Source organism: Ramlibacter sp., assembly GCF_035554825.1.
Lineage (GTDB): Bacteria > Pseudomonadota > Gammaproteobacteria > Burkholderiales > Burkholderiaceae_C > Ramlibacter.
In genome coordinates, this window is the sequence record NZ_DATMHS010000134.1 from 26,212 (window position 1) to 43,075 (window position 16,864).

Below are 16,864 nucleotides of genomic sequence, written 5' to 3' on the forward strand. Positions count from 1 at the left end.
CGCACCTGGCTTGTGCGCCGGTCAAGTCCGACGTTATGACTCATGAGAGCTGACATTGCTCCACTGCGAGATGAGCACTTTTCGCAGCTGCGCGAGGTGCTTGATGTGGTGGCGCGCGAGGGCCGGTATTTGGCATTCCTCCAGGCACCTCCGATGGAGGAGGCGTTTGCGTTCTACCGCAACATCCTTGAGCGCGACTGCCCGGCCGTCGTCGCTGTTGCGAACGGAAGGGTAGTCGGGTGGTGCGACGTTTTGCCTACGCATGGCGAGTCTCGCGCACATGTGGGCATCATCGGTCTCGGACTAATGCCAGAGTATCGAGGCCGCGGTATAGGAGCTGCGCTGATGAGGGCAGCGCTCGAGCGGGCGTGGGCGAAAGGGTTCACGCGAATCGAACTTACAGTGCGCGCAGACAACGTTAGAGCAAAGCGGCTCTATGAACGGCTAGGCTTCACCCTCGAAGGGACCCTGCGCCACGCCTTCCGCGTCAATGGCGAGTACTTCGATTCATTGTTCATGGGGTTGCTGCGTCATGAGACATAACAGGTCCTTCGACACGGACGCACAAGTGCTTCCGTGCGCGTTGCGCACTCGCGTCGTGCGCCCCGGTCAAGTCCGACGTTAAACCTCATGGAAACCTCGCTCGTCCAGGCGGTAAAGTTGGCGATCGTTTCCGCGACTGGCCTGTCCAAAGACGCGCTGCACATTTACCTTGGCCTCGCGATCTTCCTGCTCGCGGCTCTTGTTATGCGAGATCGCCCTTCCTTGGCAAGGCCATGGGGCGTGGTGCTACTTGCCGCGCTCGTCGGAGAGGCTTTGGACTTGAGGGATGACGTGGCAAGCCTTGGTCACTGGCGCTGGGCGGCAAGTTTGCATGACGTTGTGAATACCATCGTGTGGCCGTCTGTTCTCGTCGTCCTTTTCCACTTCCATGTTTTCCGCTGGGGCAGACATGATGTCTAACTTGGCAGTCGACACGGACGCCTCGCGGCATTCCGCGGCGTCGCCGCTTTCGGCCGCAAGTCGCCAGTCACTTCCGCGTTAGGCTGCTAGAACAATGATGCCGATGAGCGTGAGGCTTCGTCTACTAGTCCTTGCGGCAGGAGGTGTTCTCTTGACCGGAGCTAGTTTCATGGAGGTTTGGTCTTCTTTCCTCTCTGGCACAGCGGAACTGGGCTTAAGGCGCAACGTCATCCTCGTCTCTGTTTCCCGAGAGCAGAGCGAAGTGGGGTTCTTTTCAATATTGGCTCTTTACTCGTTGTTCGGCGTCGTGTGCATCTGGTACACCTTACGGCTCCTGCGCGGCGCCGCTCAACCGAAAGATGCGGCTAACGAAGCATTTGCGGCCAAGGAACTCGCTCAAATTGAGGCAGTGGCGCCATCGGGGCTCAAGCCACTGTGGATCGGCCTCTTGATCTTTGTTGCCTGCTTTTTGGTCTATGTCGCGATCGCAGCCTAACAAGTCAGTCAAGACGGACCACGTCACGGCAGGCGCTGCCTGCCTAAGCGCGTCCGCTTACTTCCAACGTTAGGCGTCACGGAATGCACCATGCCGCACTCTTCGATATGGATGGCCTGCTGATCGACTCTGAACGGTCGATCATGACGGCTTGGTTAGAAGCCGCGCGCGAAATGGAAGTGGTTCTGTCAGAGCGAGAATACGGTCGGGTCATCGGTCGAGAGGCACGCGAATCTGACAAGATTCTCATTGAGGCATTCGGTGGACTGAGTAGCTTTGAGCTCGCTCGGGCCAAGGTGCAGCGCAAGCTCGAAGTGCAAATGTCTTCCGGCGGCTTTGCGCTGAAAAGTGGTGCAAAGGCACTGCTCGACGCGATGGCTGCTGAAGGAATCCCGTGCGCAATTGCTTCATCCAGCTCGATGGAAGAGATTGAGAGTCGTTTGGCCGCGGTAGGTGTACTGGACCGCTTTCTGGCCGTTGCCGGAGGCGATGAGGTCCCAAGGGGTAAGCCAGATCCAGCCATCTATCATCTGGCCGCGAGCCGACTCGACGTTCGCGCTGAGACCTGCGTTGCGTTCGAGGACAGCCACAATGGTGCTTGTGCCGCGCTCGCCTCTGGAGCTGCGCTGGTCATTGTTCCAGATCTAGTTCAACCTTCACCAGAAGTTGTTTGTCGCAGCTTATACGTTCTCAGCTCACTCGACGAAGCGGTGCCTCATGTGGGAAAGTGGTTCATTGCATCAAGAGCCGACTGGGCCTTCAACCACGCGGGAGGCCGCGATGCCTAACAGGTCAATCGACGCGGACGCCAACGCGGCAGGCTTCGCCTGCCTATGTGCGGTCGGTCATTTCCGACGTTAGAGTGCAAGGTAACAAAGGAGCGACAAATGGAAAACAAACGCCGTGCGCCGCGGAAGTTCTTCGCGGAAAGAATTGGCCGATCATGTCCGTTTACGAGCGCTTCGAGCAGATTGTTGCGATCGTTCTGAGTCTCCTGAACTCGGTGGTCATCGCCCTGGCGCTCGTGCAGCTGGTCGTCGGCATTGTGTCGCTGTTGCTTAGCGGCGCGATAGATTCACTGGAACATGAGGTCTTTCAGGCGCTCTTTGGCATGATCATGACGCTGCTCATCGCCATGGAATTCAAGCATTCGATTGTTCGCGTTGCTCTTCGGCGCTCGAGCATCATCCAGGTCAAGACCGTGGTGCTCATCGCGCTCATTGCGTTGAGTCGCAAGTTCGTCATTCTCGATTCCAGCGCCCCCGGCGCAAGCACCATTGCGGCGCTGGCTGGAGCAACCCTCGTGCTCGGTGTGGTCTACTGGCTACTACGCGAGCGTGATGACCGTCTCGCCAAGGAGGCGCATTGAGCCCTTTGCGCTCTAACTTCAGGTGGAACGGACGGGCCGCGAACCACCGTGCCAACGCAAAGACCGGCGTTGCGGCCCGCCGTTCACCACGACGTTAACGACAAAGATGCGTACGCCGAACGACTGGCGTCTTACGAACCAGGAGCGCTACCTCCGCGGGGCAACGCTGATCTGGCGCTTGTACGCGCCGGCGAATCCGAAGAACGATCACGACCATTGTGAGTTCTGCTCCACCAAGTTCATGGTGTCCGAACCCGACACGCTGCACGAAGGGTGGTCCACCGAAGACGGGTATAGGTGGATATGCGACGAATGTCGAGGCGATTTTCAAGACCTGTTCCAATGGAACCTATGCCGCCCTTGACGAACGCCGGGCCGCTTAACAAGTCCTTCGACACGCGCGCACAAGTGCGCCCGTGCGCGTTGCGCACGCGCTTCGTGTGCGCCGGTCAAGTCCGACGTTAGGCGTCAACATGGTGGTGCATGACTCTAATCCTTCGATCGCGGAGTCTGTGGTTAGTCTTGCACTGTGCGTCGCTCTCGCTGCAGGATTGCTTATTTCTTGGGATGCAACCGGCAGGACAGCCTACCTAGTGGGGGCCGCTGGCTTCTTCGTCTTGGCGCCAATTTGGTAGAGGTTGCCCATTTCGTTCAAAGCGCTTCGTCATCCCCTAGAGTTTCGTCTCACGCATCGCGGTGAGATCAGAGTCGTGGATCTCTTCCTAATACTCATCGGATATGGGCTCTTGTTGATTGCGCTAGGGTTATTCGTTCTCGACGTAGCGTACCCGTAACCCGTGGCTTCACATAGTGAGGAGCGATGTTTTGTGGACGCGAGTCAAGGAGTATGCTGCCAAGATCTTCTTGCCAAAGGAGAGGGAGGTGATGAGGCCTAACAAGTTGGTCGACCGCGGACGCCGGGCGCCGTTCCGCGGCCTCGCCGTTCAACCCGCGCCCATCGCCGGTTACCTCCGACGTTAGGTGGGCAGAGGTGAGGCGCGCGTATGTCATCACACACCCCAACGTCGTCATCGATCCGACGTTGCCCGTCCCGCAATGGCCGCTGTCAGACCGTGGCAAAGAGCGCATGCGGGCTGGCGTGCGGCAGCCTTGGATAAGTGACTTGACTGCCTTGTATAGCAGCTCGGAACGCAAGGCACGTGACGCTGCGGAGGTTCTAGCAACCCATCTCAGCCTGCCGTACGTCGTTATCGAGGAACTTGGGGAGAACGACCGGTCGGCTACAGGATATCTGCCGCCACCGGAGTTCGAAGCGATGGCAGACGCGTTCTTTGCGCAGCCGGAGCAATCCATCAAGGGCTGGGAGACCGCTTCCCACGCGCAGCAACGCATCGTCGCCGCCGTGGCACGCATCATCGCGGCCGATACCTCGCCAGGCTCACTTGCCATCATTTCACAAGGTGCCGTTGGCACTCTGCTCTACTGCCATTTGCTCGGCGCGCCCATCTCCCGCCGGCAGGACCAACCGGCGAACGGGGGTGGAAACTACTTTTCATTCGACTTGCCGCGAGGCGCGCCGCAGCATCCCTGGAGGGCAATCGATGCGCTTGTCACCTAACAGGTTGTTCGACACGGACGCCCAATGGCGTCAGCGCCGCTTGCGGCGCTCACTTTCCTCGGGCGCCGGTTACCTCCGACGTTAGGCAGCATGAAGGCGCGGCTGTTTCTTGTGGCGTACGTTGGTGTGTGGGTGGTCATAGCTGCCGCTGCGATCTATTTTGCTGTCAGCCATGGTTTTTCTTGGTGGCATGCGGCGGTCCCGAGCTATCTGTTGTTTCTCTTCTTGAATGGATCGCTTGCATACGTATTCACGAAGCGGCGGCTTGAGAGTGAGGGGAGGCAAGCACCTCCGTACTTATCGTATCTGTTCCTTCCGAAAGGTAAGCCGCAGCGTATCTCCGTGCCGCGACCGATTCGGGCGCTCTTTGGAATCGTCATTTTCTTGGGTGGCCTCCTGTTCGTGGCGTTTGGCGCGTTGCTTGTCTCGGGCCCGAATCTCAGTTCCGCCCCACATCCGATCGAAGCGGCGGCGCTGTTGCTGCTTTTGGTTGCGATGGGTGTGTTGTTTATGTACGTGGGCGGCCGCCTCGTCGTGATGCGGGCGGACGAGGCGCTCTTTCAGAATCCGTGGCACGGAAGGCCAAAATGAAGAGCGCAGAGCTGCCTAACAAGTCCTTCGATACGGACCCACAAGTGCGTCCGTGCGCGTTGCGCAGTCACTTCTTGTGCGCCGGTCATCTCGGACGTTAGGCAGCATGGAGCCAGCGCTTCGGTCAGATGCTCGCATCGTTGTGATTGGCACGAGCGCCGCCGGTAAGACCTCTCTTGCACGTCAACTCGCCGATCGCGTTCGCGCTCCGTTCGTGGAGTTGGACGAGCTCTATTGGGGGCCCAACTGGACGCCGAAAGCGCATTCGGAATTTGAGCGCCTACTTCTTGAAAGCGCCCAGGCGCCCGCGTGGGTCGTCGCAGGCAATTACTCGGCCATTCGCAACACCCTGTGGCCTCGCGCGAACACCATCATTTGGCTTAACTACTCGCTGCCCGTCGTGTTTTGGCGCGGGGCGCGAAGGACGTTCCTCAGGTACGTCCGGCGCGAGCGCCTTTGGCATGGCAATCGTGAGTCGCTGTCTCGCACATTGCTCTCGCGAGATTCCATTCTGTTTTGGATACTCAGCACACATGGTCGGCGTCAGGCGGAGTTTCAGCGGCTCATGCGTTCGGCTGAGTTTCCACACCTCACGTGGCTTGAGTTCAAGAGCCCTCGCAAACTGAACCAATGGTTGGAACGGAGTGAATATGCTGCCTGACAAGTTGTTCGACACGCACGCCCAGGGGCGTCCGCGCGTTCCGCGCTCCAATTCCTTGGGCGCCGGTCCACGCCAACTACAAGGGCTTTCCCACCTGTCAAGCAAATAGGGGCCGATCGCGACAGGGCGGTCGGCTAGAGCCAACCTTCAACGTGTATGCCAGCTGCAAGCGAAGGGTGCGGACAGCGAGACTACAAACGGTCATTGGCGCAGCGGTTCGAGCGCTGCGCGCCCGTTGCATCGGCGCCATGCAGGGCAAACACGTTCTTGGCGAGATCGATTCTCACGGTGACAATTGCCATGGACTTCTCCTTTCGAGCGCGTTGATGAGACTTCGACAATCCCATCGTGGCGCTTTGATGCCGGTCACCGCAAATGCACGGTCGCCTCGGGACGGGGAAGTCCCTTTCATTCGTCAGGCAGCATGATCAAGTTCCCCGCGATCATCATCTCCCTTGCCGTCGCACCTGGCTTTGTGTCGGCGCAGGTGCCTTGTCCGGCCGAAAGGATCTGTAGCACGCTCGGGTTCAGCTTCGAGGCGCCAGTTGAGCCGGCATGGAGGACCGAGTTCGGTAGCAGCGTCATTCAGTTTCAACGCGTACTCGATCCCAGTCGGGCGACGATGCACGCAGGAGCAATAGAGGGCCGGACAGCGAGCCTCTACGGCACCGGCGAGGAGCTTGTGGCAAAGGTGAGGGGTCTGAAGTCTCGGTGGGGTTCTGATGGCCGCTATCGAAACATCAGAGAGTCGTTCGAAGTCGAGGCGGGGCTGGTCACCTGCGTCCGATACAAGATGGCGGCGGAAGACACGCAGGCCAGGAGTCGAGGAGCGCAGCCGTTCCTACCGCTCTTGAGCGTGGGGCGGTTCTGCCTTCATCCTCAAGATCGAAGGAACGCCGTTGATCTGTACTACTCCATTCGGAGCTCACCCGACTATGACATCACAAAGCTGGTCGCGGAAGGCGAGGCGCTTCTCAGTAGCTTGAAGTTCTCTTCACAGTAGTCGATCGTGTGAAGCGGCGGCACTGCGCAGGCGGCCTAACCCCTCGCTCGAGAGCGGACGGTCACGGGGGGCCGCCTAGGCCGCGAGGGGCTCACTGTGTATGCTGCATCTCGCGGCCCAGGCGTCCTGCCGCGGCCAGCCGCTCGGCTCGTAGGTTGGACCGCATAGGGGGAACGTGTGGGAACATTAGACGACGACATCCGACGCCACTTGGAGGCCGCGGCCGCGTCAGGTGAACTCCAATCGGCGCCCAGCTATGGCAAGCCCCTCGTCCGCCCTGAGGGTTGGGAAGAAACGCCTGACGAGTTCAGGCAGGCGTTCAAGATCTTGAAGGACGCCGGGTTTGCGCCTCCCGAGGTCGCTCTGTTCCACGAACGAGCACGCCTTCGTCATCTGATTGAAGGCGCTCCCACGGCAGCAGAGAAGAGCTCGTTGATGCGGCAGCTCAGCGAACTAGAGCAGAAGATCGCTCTTCGACTTGAAGCGCTTCGTGCGAGTGGCTCGTTGTGAGTACCAGGGCGCTATGCGGTCCAACAGGTCGTTCGACGCGGACACGGAGCTGGCCTCGGATTCATTGATACTCGCCCCCTCACGCAGAGCGTCTTCAGCGTTGGCGCATGACCAGGTCGAGGCGGCAAGTCAGGCTCCGCGACGCTGGTCGAAGGCGGACAATCCCGGCCAGCGCGGCAGGACACCTGGACCGTGCTTCGTGAATGCCGGCCCTGGGAGATCGCTCCCGGCAGAGGCAAGGAAATGGTCTGGCCAGCCACCGGACGTGAACCACGGGAATGAGGCTGTCCACCATTTCGGCGATCCAGGGGTGACAATCTCCCCTGAACCCGAGCCGCGCCTTGGCCGTCGTTCGGCGGGCCGGGAATGAGCGTACCGGGACCGTGTGACGCTGGCGAGCCGAGGCTTCCGCGACGACAGACGAAGGTGCCGGGCCGGGACGAGGACCCTCCAAGCAAGATGAGCGATGAAACGTGTTGATGATTTCCGCCTGAAACTGGGCAACCGGGAGTACGTCCCGATCATGATCGGCGGCATGGGTGTCGATATTTCGACCTCGGAGCTGGCGCTGGAAGCTGCGCGCCTGGGCGGCATCGGGCACATTTCCGATGCGATGATCCACGACGTGTCGGACCGCAAGTTCGACACCACCTTCGTCAAGGACAAGACCAGGACCTACAAGTTCAATATCAACAACCTGAACAAGGCCGTCGTCCAGTTCGACATGGGCCGCCTGGCCGAAGCGACGATCAATCACGTGCGCTCGACCATGGAGGCGAAGAGAGGCGACGGCCTGGTGTTCGTCAATTGCATGGAAAAGCTGACCATGAATGCGCCGCGCGAAACCTTGCGCACGCGCCTGTCGGCGGCATTGGACGGCGGCATCGACGGCATCACCCTGTCGGCCGGCTTGCACCTGGGTTCCTTCGGCCTGATCGCCGACCATCCGCGCTTCCGCGATGCCAAGCTGGGCATCATCGTGTCGTCCGCGCGCGCGCTGCAATTGTTCCTGCGCAAGAACGCCAGGCTGGACCGGTTGCCTGACTACGTCATCGTCGAAGGACCACTGGCCGGCGGCCACCTCGGCTTCGGCATGGATTGGGCCGAATACGACTTGCACGCCATCATGGACGAGATCCATGCATTCCTGAGGGACGAGCAACTGGCCATTCCGGTGATTGCCGCGGGCGGGATATTCACCGGGACCGATGCCGTGGGTTTCCTGGAAAAGGGCGCCGGCGGCGTGCAGGTGGCGACGCGCTTCACCATCACGCACGAGTGTGGCTTGCCCGCCGACGTGAAGCAGGAATACCTGAAGGCCACCGAAGACGACATCATCGTCAACGGCATTTCGCCCACCGGCTACCCGATGCGCATGTTGCGGAACACGCCGGCGATCGGTTCGGGCATCCGTCCGGGTTGCGAATCCTATGGCTACCTGCTCGACGCCAACGGCAACTGCGCCTATATCGATTCCTACAACCGCGAGGTGCTGGCCCATCCCGACCAGAAGACGGTCGTGGTGATGGACAAGACCTGCCTGTGCACCCACATGCGCAACTTCAATGTCTGGACCTGCGGCCACTACACGTACCGCCTCAAGGACACCACGCACAAGAAGGCCGACGGGACGTACCAGCTGCTCACGGCGGAGCATGTGTTCAAGGACTACCAGTTCAGCGTCGACAACCAGATCGCCTTGCCCCCGCGCGAGGACCGCAGCTGAGCATTGCCGCGCCGGCCCAGGTCACCGGGACCGGCGGATCGTCTGCTTCGTCTTCGTTGGCTGCCGCCGGCCGGCGACAGCCTCATGCCAGCGCACGGGCGATCGATTCCGCTGCGTGCGCCGGCGTACAAGCGCAGGTGTCGAGTGACAACGTGCCGGTCGAGACGGGTTCCAGGCGCATCTGCGCGATCGCTTCCCATGTGGGGAGCACGTGGCCGGCGATGTCGCTTCGACGCTCCCGCACTCGACGCTGGTGCTCCAGCGAATCCGAGCACGAGAGACGGACATGCAGGAAGCCCGAGCCGCATGCGCGCGCTACGGACTCCCAGGTCGCTCGGGTCGTGCGCGTCGCGTTCACCGCATCCGCGATCACGCTCAGCCCGAGGCGGAGATTGTCCGAAGCGATGCCGTAGGCGACCAGATAGCCTTCGGGGCCGACCGAGGCGGCCGCCCCGGCGGCCGACAGCGCCTGCTCGATGGTGTCGATCCGCAGATGAACGGCCGCCAGGCGCTGCGCCAATAGACGGGCAATGGTCGTCTTGCCCGTCCCCGGCAATCCCGAAAGGACGATGAGCATGCCGCATTGTGCTTCGGGACAGCCCGCTTGCGGGCCGAACGTGGCATTTCACCGAGCGCGCACGGGGCTACGCATCGCAGGCGACTTCTCGCCAGACCGGACCGCGCGCTCACGCGCGCTCGAAATCGATGAAACCCTGTTCGGGATCGACCGCCAGCAGGCGCACCTGCAGCGCGTCGCCGACATCGGCGCCTTCGAAGCCGCGCACCAGGCGGCCTTCCAGCAGCGGCCGCGCCGTGCGAACGAAGGTGCCCTTGGGCGCCGCGCCCGTGACGATGGCGGCAAACGTCTCGCCGATGCGATCCTGCATCAGCCAGCCGGCGGCGGCCTTGAGCACCTGCCGCTCCACCCGGTTGGCGTTGTCCTCCTGCAGCGTGCAGTGGCGCGCGATCTCCAGCAGCGCCTCGAACGCATAGGCCGGCGGATCGCCGGCGAGCGCGGCCTTGACCAGGCGTTGCGTCACGAGGTCGGGAAAACGCCGGTTCGGGGCCGTGGAATGCGCATAGTCGCTGACCGCCAGCCCGAAGTGACCGAGGTGGGTCGCGGCCGGCGCCGCGGCGGCGTACTCGCCGGGGCCGAGCATCTTCACGATGCGCAGCGACAAGTCGGCGAATCCCTGCGGGTCGGCTTCGCGGCGGCGGGTCAGGAAGTGGTCGAGCGCGACTGCATCAGGCTCGGTCGGCAGCGTGGTGCCGTAGCTCGCCGCCAGCGCCTCGATGCGGTCCCAGCGCCGCGGCGACTGCAGGAAACGGCGCAGCGACGGGAAGCCCCGATGCGAGAGGAACCGCGCCGTCGCGCCATTGGCGGCGATCATCAGGTCGGCGATCAGGTCCTTGGCGCGATTCTTCTCGTCCGCGCGCAGGTCCACCAGCTGGCCGTCCTCGAACACCGGACGGGCGGAGACGGTGCTGACGTTGAGCGCGCCGCGCTGATGGCGCCACTGCCGCAGCTGCGCCGCCAGCGCATCGTGCAGGCGAAGCTGCTGCGCCAGGCCCGGCACCTGCGGCAGTTGCGGCAGCGCCGCATCGGCGCCGTCCAGCCATTGCGAAACGCGCTCGTACGTCAACCTGGCGCGATTGAGCACCGCTGCCCGGTACAGTTCCGACGCGGCGACGCCGCCATCGGGCTGCACCACCATCTCCACGACCACCGCCAGCCGTTCCTGCCCCTCGTGCAGGGACGTGAGGTCGGTGGACAGCGCCTCCGGCAGCATGGGAAACACGCCGGCGGCGGTGTACACCGACGTCGTGTTGATGCTCGCGTGGGCATCCACCGCGCCGCCGGGACGCACCATCGCGTCGACGTCCGCCACGGCCACCAGCAGGCGCGCCGCGCCGCCGGCCAGCGGCTCGGCCACGCTCAGCTGATCGAGGTCGCGCGTGTCGTCGTTGTCGATGGAAAACCAGGTGAGGTGGCGCAGGTCGCGGATGTCGCCCGGCCGCTGCGGCCCGGCGTGGCGCGCCGCCTCCGCTTCCTGCAGCGCTGTCGGCGCGAAGGCCGGCAGCAGGCCGCGCGAACGCATGGCTTCGACGGCGAGGTGGTGCAGGCGGGACAGGTCCATGAGCAGGGATGGGCCGACTGTAGCGTGTGCCGGTCAGGAGCGATCGGCCTGCCTTACCGATGCTTACGATCAGCCTTGCCGCTATCCTCGGCCCGTGCCGGTCCACCCGCCGGGTGGATCACCTCCGGAGTCGTTCCATGTGGCAATCGGAATCGTCGCGACATACGCCGCCGGCCGCCGGCCACCGCAGCCCGCTGGAGCGGGTGCTGCCGGTGCTGTCGGTGTTCACCATGGTCATGACGGTGCCGCAGGTCTGGTCCGTCTGGGCGCAGGGCCGGACGGAAGGCGTGTCGCTGCTGTCCTGGGGCGCCTACCTGTTGTCGGCCTGCCTGTGGTTCTTCTACGGGCTGCACAAGCGTGACAAGACGATCTATGTCGCCTGCGTCGGCTGGGTGCTGCTCGATGGCGCCGTCGTCGCCGGCGTGTTGTGGCACGCCGGGTAGCCTCCACCTTTGCCGCTCGGCGCGCGCGGGGCAGGGCGCGCCGGTCGACGGCGCGGTGGCCGGCCAGCCCGGTGAGCTCGCGTTCCGAGGGGCGACCCGCCGCCCGGCCTCAGGTGCCCGGCTTGAGCACCACCTTGGTCCAGCCGTTGCGGCGCTCGTCGAACTTCTGGTAGGCCTCGGGCGCCTGCTCCAGCGGCAGTTCGTGCGAGACGATCCATGACGGCTTGACCTTGTCCTTCTCGATGAGGCGGCTCAGGAAGCGGTTGTAGGCCTTGACGTTGGCCTGCCCGGTGCCGATGGTCTGGCCCTTGAACCAGAACTGGCCGAAGTCGAAGGCCAGCTGGCCGCGCTTTTCCAGCTTGTTGTCGGCGTTGGGGTCCTCGGGCACGAACACGCCCACCACGCCGATGCGGCCGGTCGCCTTCACGGTCGCCACCAGGTTGTTCATGGTCAGGTTCGGCACTTCCTCCCGGTGCATGTTGCAGCACTGGTAGCCTACGCATTCGCACCCCTTGTCGGCGCCCTTGCCACCGGTCAGCTCCATGATCCGCTCGATGCCGCCGCCTTCGGTGTCGTCGATGGCCACCGCCCCGACCTTCTCGGCCAGGGCCAGCCGGTCCTTGTGGGTGTCGACCACCATCACCAACGCGGCGCCCCGGATCATCGACGCGTACGCCGCCATCAGCCCCACCGGACCGGCGCCGTAGATGACCACGTTGTCCCCCGGCTGCACCTGGGCCAGCTCGGTGGCGTGGTAGCCGGTCGGAAAGATGTCCGCCAGCATGACGTAGTCGTTTTCCTTTTCCTCGGCGCCGCGCGGCAACACCAGGCAGTTGAAGTCGCCGTAGGGCACGCGCAGCAGCTCGGCCTGCCCGCCGGCATACGGACCCATGCCGGCAAAGCCGTAGGCGGCGCCGGCCATCCCCGGATTACAGGTCAGGCAAAAGCCGCTGAGGCCCTTCTCGCAGTTTTCGCAGAAGCCGCAGCCGATGTTGAACGGCAGGCAGACCCGGTCGCCGACCTTGACCCGGTCGACGGCGGCGCCGATTTCGATCACTTCACCGAGGTTCTCGTGGCCGAGGATGCGGCCGGGTTCCATGGCGGTGCGCCCTTCGTACATGTGCAGGTCGGAGCCGCAGATGTTGGTGGTGGTGATGCGGACCAGCACGTCGGTCGCGCGCTCGATCTTCGCGTCGGGCATGTTCTTGACCACCACCTGCCGCGGGCCGTTGTAGACGAGCGCTCTCATGCGTGCTCCTTCTTCGCCGTGGCGCTGCTCTGCTTCTTCGGCGTCTTGGCGGCGCCCGCCGGCGCGGGCTGCTGCAGTTGCTTCTTGCGGGCGGCCAGCGCCGGCACCATGCCGCGCAGGTCGAGGTCGGCGTACCGGGCCTGGAGGAACAGCTGTTCGCGCTCTTCCAGCACGTGATGGTCGATCAGCTGGCCCAGCGATTGCACCGCCTCGTCGTAGCCCGCGTCGCCGGCGGCCATGGCCCCGATCTTGGCGATCAGCTCCTTGGCCTGGGCATGCTCCTGCTCGGCTTCGTCGAGCAGGCCGTCGTTGTCGATGGCCTTGCGCACGGCAGGATAGAAGATCTCTTCCTCGATCTGCGCATGGACCGTGAGCTCCTGGCAGATCTTGACGGCGACTTGCTGCTTGAATTGCGGCGGCGCGTCGTCCTCCACCAGGGCATTGAAGTCGATGAACAGTTTCTTGACGAGCTTGTGGTCCGCGTCCAGCAGATCGATCGCGTCTTCGTAGGCAGGCTGGGGCCTCATGAGGTACTCCTTGGGGTTGTGCACCGGATGCGGCGCACGACCCAATCTAGTGGCGCTGACCCGCGCCGCATGTCGGACGGGAAGTCCACGGATGTAGGAGCCGGCCCGCACGACACGCGCCGGCGTGCGCAGGGCGCGGTCGCTGCCGCGCTCCGGCGCCACGCGCAGAGGCGGCTGTCCCGCTCGCCGTTCGCAGGCGACCGCCCGGCTCACCCGGGGAGCGGCGGGCGGTTCTTGCGGTAGGAGTTCTTGACGGCGATCTTTCCGTCCCTGAAGGTGAACAGGTCGCAGCCGTTGACCTCGACCCGGCCGCCATCCGACCGCGTCCCGGTAAATGTCCACTCGGAGACGCCGCGGTCGCCGCAGATGAAGTGGCGGGCGCGCGACCATTGGGCGTCCGGGAAGGTCTGCCAGACCTCCTGGAACGCGGCTCGCACGGCCACGGCGCCGACCGATCGCGTGCCGCAGGCTTGAGGCCCGGCCGACGCCTCGAATACGCAGTCGTGCGTCATGAACCGCATCAGCGCCTCGACGTCGTGCCTGTTCCAGGCATCGGCGAAGGCCCGCAGATCAGCAACGGTGATGCTCATACTTCACCCCCGGGTTCGTGTGACGAGGCCATTGTCGTTCGATCCGGAACGGCTAGGCGCCCAGCCTTTGCCCTACCTCGGCGCGCCATCGGCACCCCGGATCCAGGAACGCGGCGCGCGCCACGGCCGAGCCCCCCGGGCACGCCGCTGGCTAGAATCGTGGGCCGTGCCAGCCGGCACATCCGCTAGGGGTGTTGCCGCCCGTCCGGGGCGGCGACTGAGAGAGTCCCTCTGAACCTGATTGAGGTAATCCTCGCGCAGGGAAGTCGTCGACCGCAGGAGGCGGGCCCGTTCTGCTCCGCCGCTCCCGCGCCGCCGCGCCCTGACGCGCCGCCTGGAGCAAGAGCACATGGCCAGTACGCCGTCCGCCACCGTCCCCGGGACCCGTTCTTCGAACGAGGCCCTGACCCCCGTCCCGTCCGCCGAGCGCGCCTTCGACTGGCGCCATCACGCCTCGCTCTGGTTCAGCCTGGGCGTGGGCCTGCTGGTGATGCAGGTCGGCGCCTACCTGGTGCCGGCGCTCGGGCCGCAGCAGGCGCTGCTCGCGATCGTCGGCGGCTCGGTCATCGGCGCCGGCCTGCTCGCCTGGGTCGCGAAGATCGGCTGCGACAGCGGGCTCGCCAGCGCCGGGCTGATGCAGGCCGTCTACGGGACCGGCTTCGCCCGCCTGCCCATCGTCCTCAACATCGTCCAGTTGCTCGGCTGGGGCGCCTTCGAGCTGGTCGTGATGCGCGACGCCACCATCGCCGTCGGCCGCCAGGCCGGCGTGATGGCGGCGCCGGCCTGGGCCGTGGCGGCGACCGTGCTGTGGGGCGCGCTGCTCGCACTGCTGGTGGCCGGCTCCATGGTGCGGCTGGTGCGCCGCCTGGTCTCGCGCCTGGCGCTGCCGCTGGTGATCCTGTCGCTGCTGTGGCTGACCTGGCAGTTCGCGGCCATGGCGCTGGCGCAGGGCTGGTCCACCATCTGGAGCCGGCCCGGCGCCGGCGGGATGGGCCTGCTGCCGGCGCTGGACCTGGTGATCGCCATGCCGGTCTCCTGGCTGCCGCTGGTCGCCGACTACGCGCGCCACGGCCGCGACGGCCGCGCCGCGCTGCGCGGCACCTGGCTCGGCTACGCGGTCGCCAACACCTGGTGCTATGCCCTGGGCGTGCTGGTGGCGATCACCCTGCCGAGCCAGGATCTGGTCACGGCCCTGCTGCTGGCGCAAGGCGGCGTGATCGCCTTGTCGCTGATCCTGGTCGACGAGGTCGACAACGCCTACGGCGACTGCTATTCGGGCGCCGTTTCCAGCCACAGCCTGATGCCGCGCTGGACCGTCCGCCGCTGGGGGCTGGCCATGGTGGCGGCCTGCACGGTGCTGGCGCTGGCGCTGCCGATGCACAGCCTGGAACCCTTTCTGCTGATGCTCAGCTCGATCTTCGTTCCCTTGTTCGGCGTGATCATCGGACGCCTGGCGGGCGCCGACACGGTGGCGCGGCTCGCGCGCGCCAAACGGGCCGAGGCGGCGCCCATCGCCATCTGGATCGCCGGCATCGCCGCCTACCACCTGTGCCGGCTCTACGCGCCTTCCTGGGGCGCGGCACTTCCTTCGCTGGCGCTGACGTTCACGTTGGCGCTGGCGACGCGGCCCGCCGACGGCGCTGCGCCGAGCGGCCGCCGTCGCGCCGGGGCAGGGGCGTAGCCCGCGGGCGCTGGCACACTCGGAATCCTCCGTCGGCCCGCGCCGACCTTGTCACTTGAAAGTCCGTCCATGCTTTTCCTCCTTCGCCGCTTCGGCTTCCTGATCGCGGCTGCGCTGCTGCTGCCGCCGCAGGCCAACGCGCAGGCGCCGTCCGGCGGCGCGGCCTCAGCCGGGAGGGCGGCCTTCCGGTTGTGCGATGCGGAAGGCTTCATGGCCCTGAACATGGGGCGCAACTACATGCTGGGCCGGCGCGATCGTGAGAGCGTGCTGCCGTACGTGCGTGGCGACGAGTTCGGACAGAAGCTGGCGCTCGAGTTGTTCGATCGCGTCGACAAGGGCGAGGTGAAGCACTACGCCGATTTCGCGGCGGAGAAACTGTACGACTGCGCCCGGCGGCAGAACATGGCGCTGCCGGAGCCGGTGGCGAAAGCGAAGATCTGCTACGCCCGGGCCGACATCCCGTTCTTCCTGCACGCGGACCGCCAAGCCGGGCTGGACCGGCCGGCAGCCGAAGAAAAGACCGCGGCGCGCCTGAAGAATCGCGAGCTGTACCCGCCCGCGCTCATTGGGGCGGTGGCCCAGGCGGTCTATGACGGCGCCGACGCACCGGACCTGCGCCAGCTGATGGGGATGGTGTTCTGGTCCTGTCTGCAGCAGGACGCAGCCAGGCGTTCATGACGCGGCCCGCTCCCGGGCCTCGATCGACCCGAAAGGCGGCGCGACGGTCCGCACATCGGAAGCGCCCGGGTTCCCGGCCGACGTGCCGTGCCGTGCCGAGCCGGGCCTTGGACATGCTTGCGCGCGGCGATCAAGGCCCGGGTGTCGGCACCAGCTCGAAGAACCCATGGACCGGCACCCAGGTCTTCTCGTTCGAGGCGATCCCTGCGATCCGGCCGGTGAGGGAGTTCAACACGACGGTCAGCGTGAAGCCGGAGCTCGAGAGGTACGAGATCAGGCGCACGCCGCTGGCGACGGCTTCGTCGGCGAAAGCGGGTCGGTCCACGCCGGCACGGCCGCTGTCGTGCGTGGCTGCCTGGTCCGCGCTGTGCCATTCCACCGTTCCGTCTTCGTGAAACACGTGGACGTGGGCGGCGCCCTTGGTCGGGCCGTCCGTCCACGAGAACCGTATGATCTTGCCGGTCACGCCGGTGGCCAGGTCAGTGCTGGTGGGGTCGGTGGCGCTCATGGGATGCTCCGGGGAAACGATCTCCTCGAGAGCCTGGTCCCGCGGCGCCAAACCGGCTGTCGCGCAATGGCGCACCGGGTTGTAGGAGCCTTCGGGCAGCCGCTGTCGCGCCGGGGCGGGACCGCGACACCTTACTTCGGACAGGGGACTGA

19 protein-coding genes and 1 riboswitch are annotated in these 16,864 nt (G+C 64.8%); of the genes, 13 read left to right on the plus strand and 6 right to left on the minus strand.

Features of this window, described 5'->3' with window-relative positions; translation table 11 throughout:
• Positions 1-42: 42 nt before the first annotated feature.
• From VNT59_RS16560 to VNT59_RS16600, 10 genes are all read left to right on the plus strand, one after another.
• Positions 43-543: a GNAT family N-acetyltransferase gene (locus tag VNT59_RS16560; RefSeq protein ID WP_325500088.1), complete on the plus strand. Its 501-nt coding sequence runs from the start codon at positions 43-45 to the stop codon at positions 541-543.
• 87 nt (positions 544-630) lie between these two features.
• Complete coding sequence (locus tag VNT59_RS16565; RefSeq protein WP_325500090.1) at positions 631-963, plus strand: hypothetical protein; 333 nt, start codon at positions 631-633, stop codon at positions 961-963.
• Between the two features lie 169 nt (positions 964-1,132).
• Complete coding sequence (locus VNT59_RS16570) at positions 1,133-1,459, plus strand: hypothetical protein (RefSeq protein WP_325500092.1); 327 nt, start codon at positions 1,133-1,135, stop codon at positions 1,457-1,459.
• A gap of 83 nt (positions 1,460-1,542) precedes the next feature.
• On the plus strand, positions 1,543-2,247 hold the full coding sequence (locus VNT59_RS16575; RefSeq protein ID WP_325500094.1) for an HAD family phosphatase: 705 nt from the start codon (positions 1,543-1,545) through the stop codon (positions 2,245-2,247).
• A gap of 155 nt (positions 2,248-2,402) precedes the next feature.
• Positions 2,403-2,828, plus strand: coding sequence for a phosphate-starvation-inducible PsiE family protein (locus tag VNT59_RS16580; RefSeq protein ID WP_325500096.1), 426 nt, complete (start codon positions 2,403-2,405; stop codon positions 2,826-2,828).
• Between the two features lie 991 nt (positions 2,829-3,819).
• Positions 3,820-4,407, plus strand: a complete 588-nt coding sequence (locus tag VNT59_RS16585; protein WP_325500098.1) for a histidine phosphatase family protein — start codon at positions 3,820-3,822, stop codon at positions 4,405-4,407.
• A 90-nt stretch (positions 4,408-4,497) separates the two neighbouring features.
• Positions 4,498-4,998, plus strand: a complete 501-nt coding sequence (locus VNT59_RS16590; protein WP_325500100.1) for a hypothetical protein — start codon at positions 4,498-4,500, stop codon at positions 4,996-4,998.
• 1,085 nt (positions 4,999-6,083) lie between these two features.
• On the plus strand, positions 6,084-6,662 hold the full coding sequence (locus VNT59_RS16595) for a hypothetical protein (protein ID WP_325500102.1): 579 nt from the start codon (positions 6,084-6,086) through the stop codon (positions 6,660-6,662).
• Positions 6,663-6,839: 177 nt separating this feature from the next.
• A complete protein-coding gene (locus VNT59_RS21910; RefSeq protein WP_414708405.1) occupies positions 6,840-7,172 on the plus strand; it encodes a DUF1992 domain-containing protein in 333 nt (110 codons plus the stop codon).
• A gap of 466 nt (positions 7,173-7,638) precedes the next feature.
• The gene (locus VNT59_RS16600; protein WP_325500104.1) at positions 7,639-8,898 is read left to right on the plus strand and encodes a nitronate monooxygenase; all 1,260 of its coding nucleotides are present in this window, start codon (positions 7,639-7,641) and stop codon (positions 8,896-8,898) included.
• A gap of 82 nt (positions 8,899-8,980) precedes the next feature.
• Here the strand turns inward: VNT59_RS16600 and VNT59_RS16605 are convergent, their stop codons facing one another.
• Positions 8,981-9,475: an AAA family ATPase gene (locus tag VNT59_RS16605; RefSeq protein ID WP_325500106.1), complete on the minus strand. Its 495-nt coding sequence runs from the start codon at positions 9,473-9,475 to the stop codon at positions 8,981-8,983.
• Between the two features lie 109 nt (positions 9,476-9,584).
• A complete protein-coding gene (locus tag VNT59_RS16610) occupies positions 9,585-11,036 on the minus strand; it encodes an RNB domain-containing ribonuclease (RefSeq protein ID WP_325500108.1) in 1,452 nt (483 codons plus the stop codon).
• Positions 11,037-11,173: 137 nt separating this feature from the next.
• On the opposite strand from VNT59_RS16610, the gene VNT59_RS16615 reads away from it, so the two are divergent.
• A complete protein-coding gene (locus tag VNT59_RS16615) occupies positions 11,174-11,479 on the plus strand; it encodes a SemiSWEET family transporter (protein WP_325500110.1) in 306 nt (101 codons plus the stop codon).
• Between the two features lie 109 nt (positions 11,480-11,588).
• Here the strand turns inward: VNT59_RS16615 and VNT59_RS16620 are convergent, their stop codons facing one another.
• The 3 genes from VNT59_RS16620 to VNT59_RS16630 all read right to left on the minus strand — a co-directional run bounded on the left by VNT59_RS16620 (position 11,589) and on the right by VNT59_RS16630 (position 13,845).
• Positions 11,589-12,728, minus strand: coding sequence for a glutathione-independent formaldehyde dehydrogenase (locus VNT59_RS16620; RefSeq protein ID WP_325500112.1), 1,140 nt, complete (start codon positions 12,726-12,728; stop codon positions 11,589-11,591).
• A complete protein-coding gene (locus VNT59_RS16625) occupies positions 12,725-13,255 on the minus strand; it encodes a hemerythrin domain-containing protein (RefSeq protein WP_325500114.1) in 531 nt (176 codons plus the stop codon). Before VNT59_RS16625 ends, VNT59_RS16620 begins: the two co-directional genes overlap by 4 nt.
• Positions 13,256-13,464: 209 nt before the next feature.
• Complete coding sequence (locus VNT59_RS16630) at positions 13,465-13,845, minus strand: nuclear transport factor 2 family protein (protein ID WP_325500116.1); 381 nt, start codon at positions 13,843-13,845, stop codon at positions 13,465-13,467.
• 177 nt (positions 13,846-14,022) lie between these two features.
• Positions 14,023-14,126: riboswitch (TPP riboswitch) on the plus strand.
• Between the two features lie 68 nt (positions 14,127-14,194).
• Between VNT59_RS16630 and VNT59_RS16635 the strand changes: the two genes are divergently transcribed.
• Complete coding sequence (locus tag VNT59_RS16635; protein WP_325500118.1) at positions 14,195-15,526, plus strand: purine-cytosine permease family protein; 1,332 nt, start codon at positions 14,195-14,197, stop codon at positions 15,524-15,526.
• 69 nt (positions 15,527-15,595) lie between these two features.
• Entirely contained in the window at positions 15,596-16,204 is a 609-nt protein-coding gene (locus tag VNT59_RS16640; RefSeq protein ID WP_325500120.1) for a hypothetical protein, read from the plus strand.
• A gap of 130 nt (positions 16,205-16,334) precedes the next feature.
• On the opposite strand, the gene VNT59_RS16645 is transcribed toward VNT59_RS16640, so the two are convergent.
• Positions 16,335-16,712 carry a hypothetical protein gene (locus VNT59_RS16645; RefSeq protein ID WP_325500122.1) on the minus strand — a complete coding sequence of 126 codons (378 nt, stop codon included), beginning with the start codon at positions 16,710-16,712 and terminating at the stop codon, positions 16,335-16,337.
• Positions 16,713-16,864: the final 152 nt, after the last annotated feature.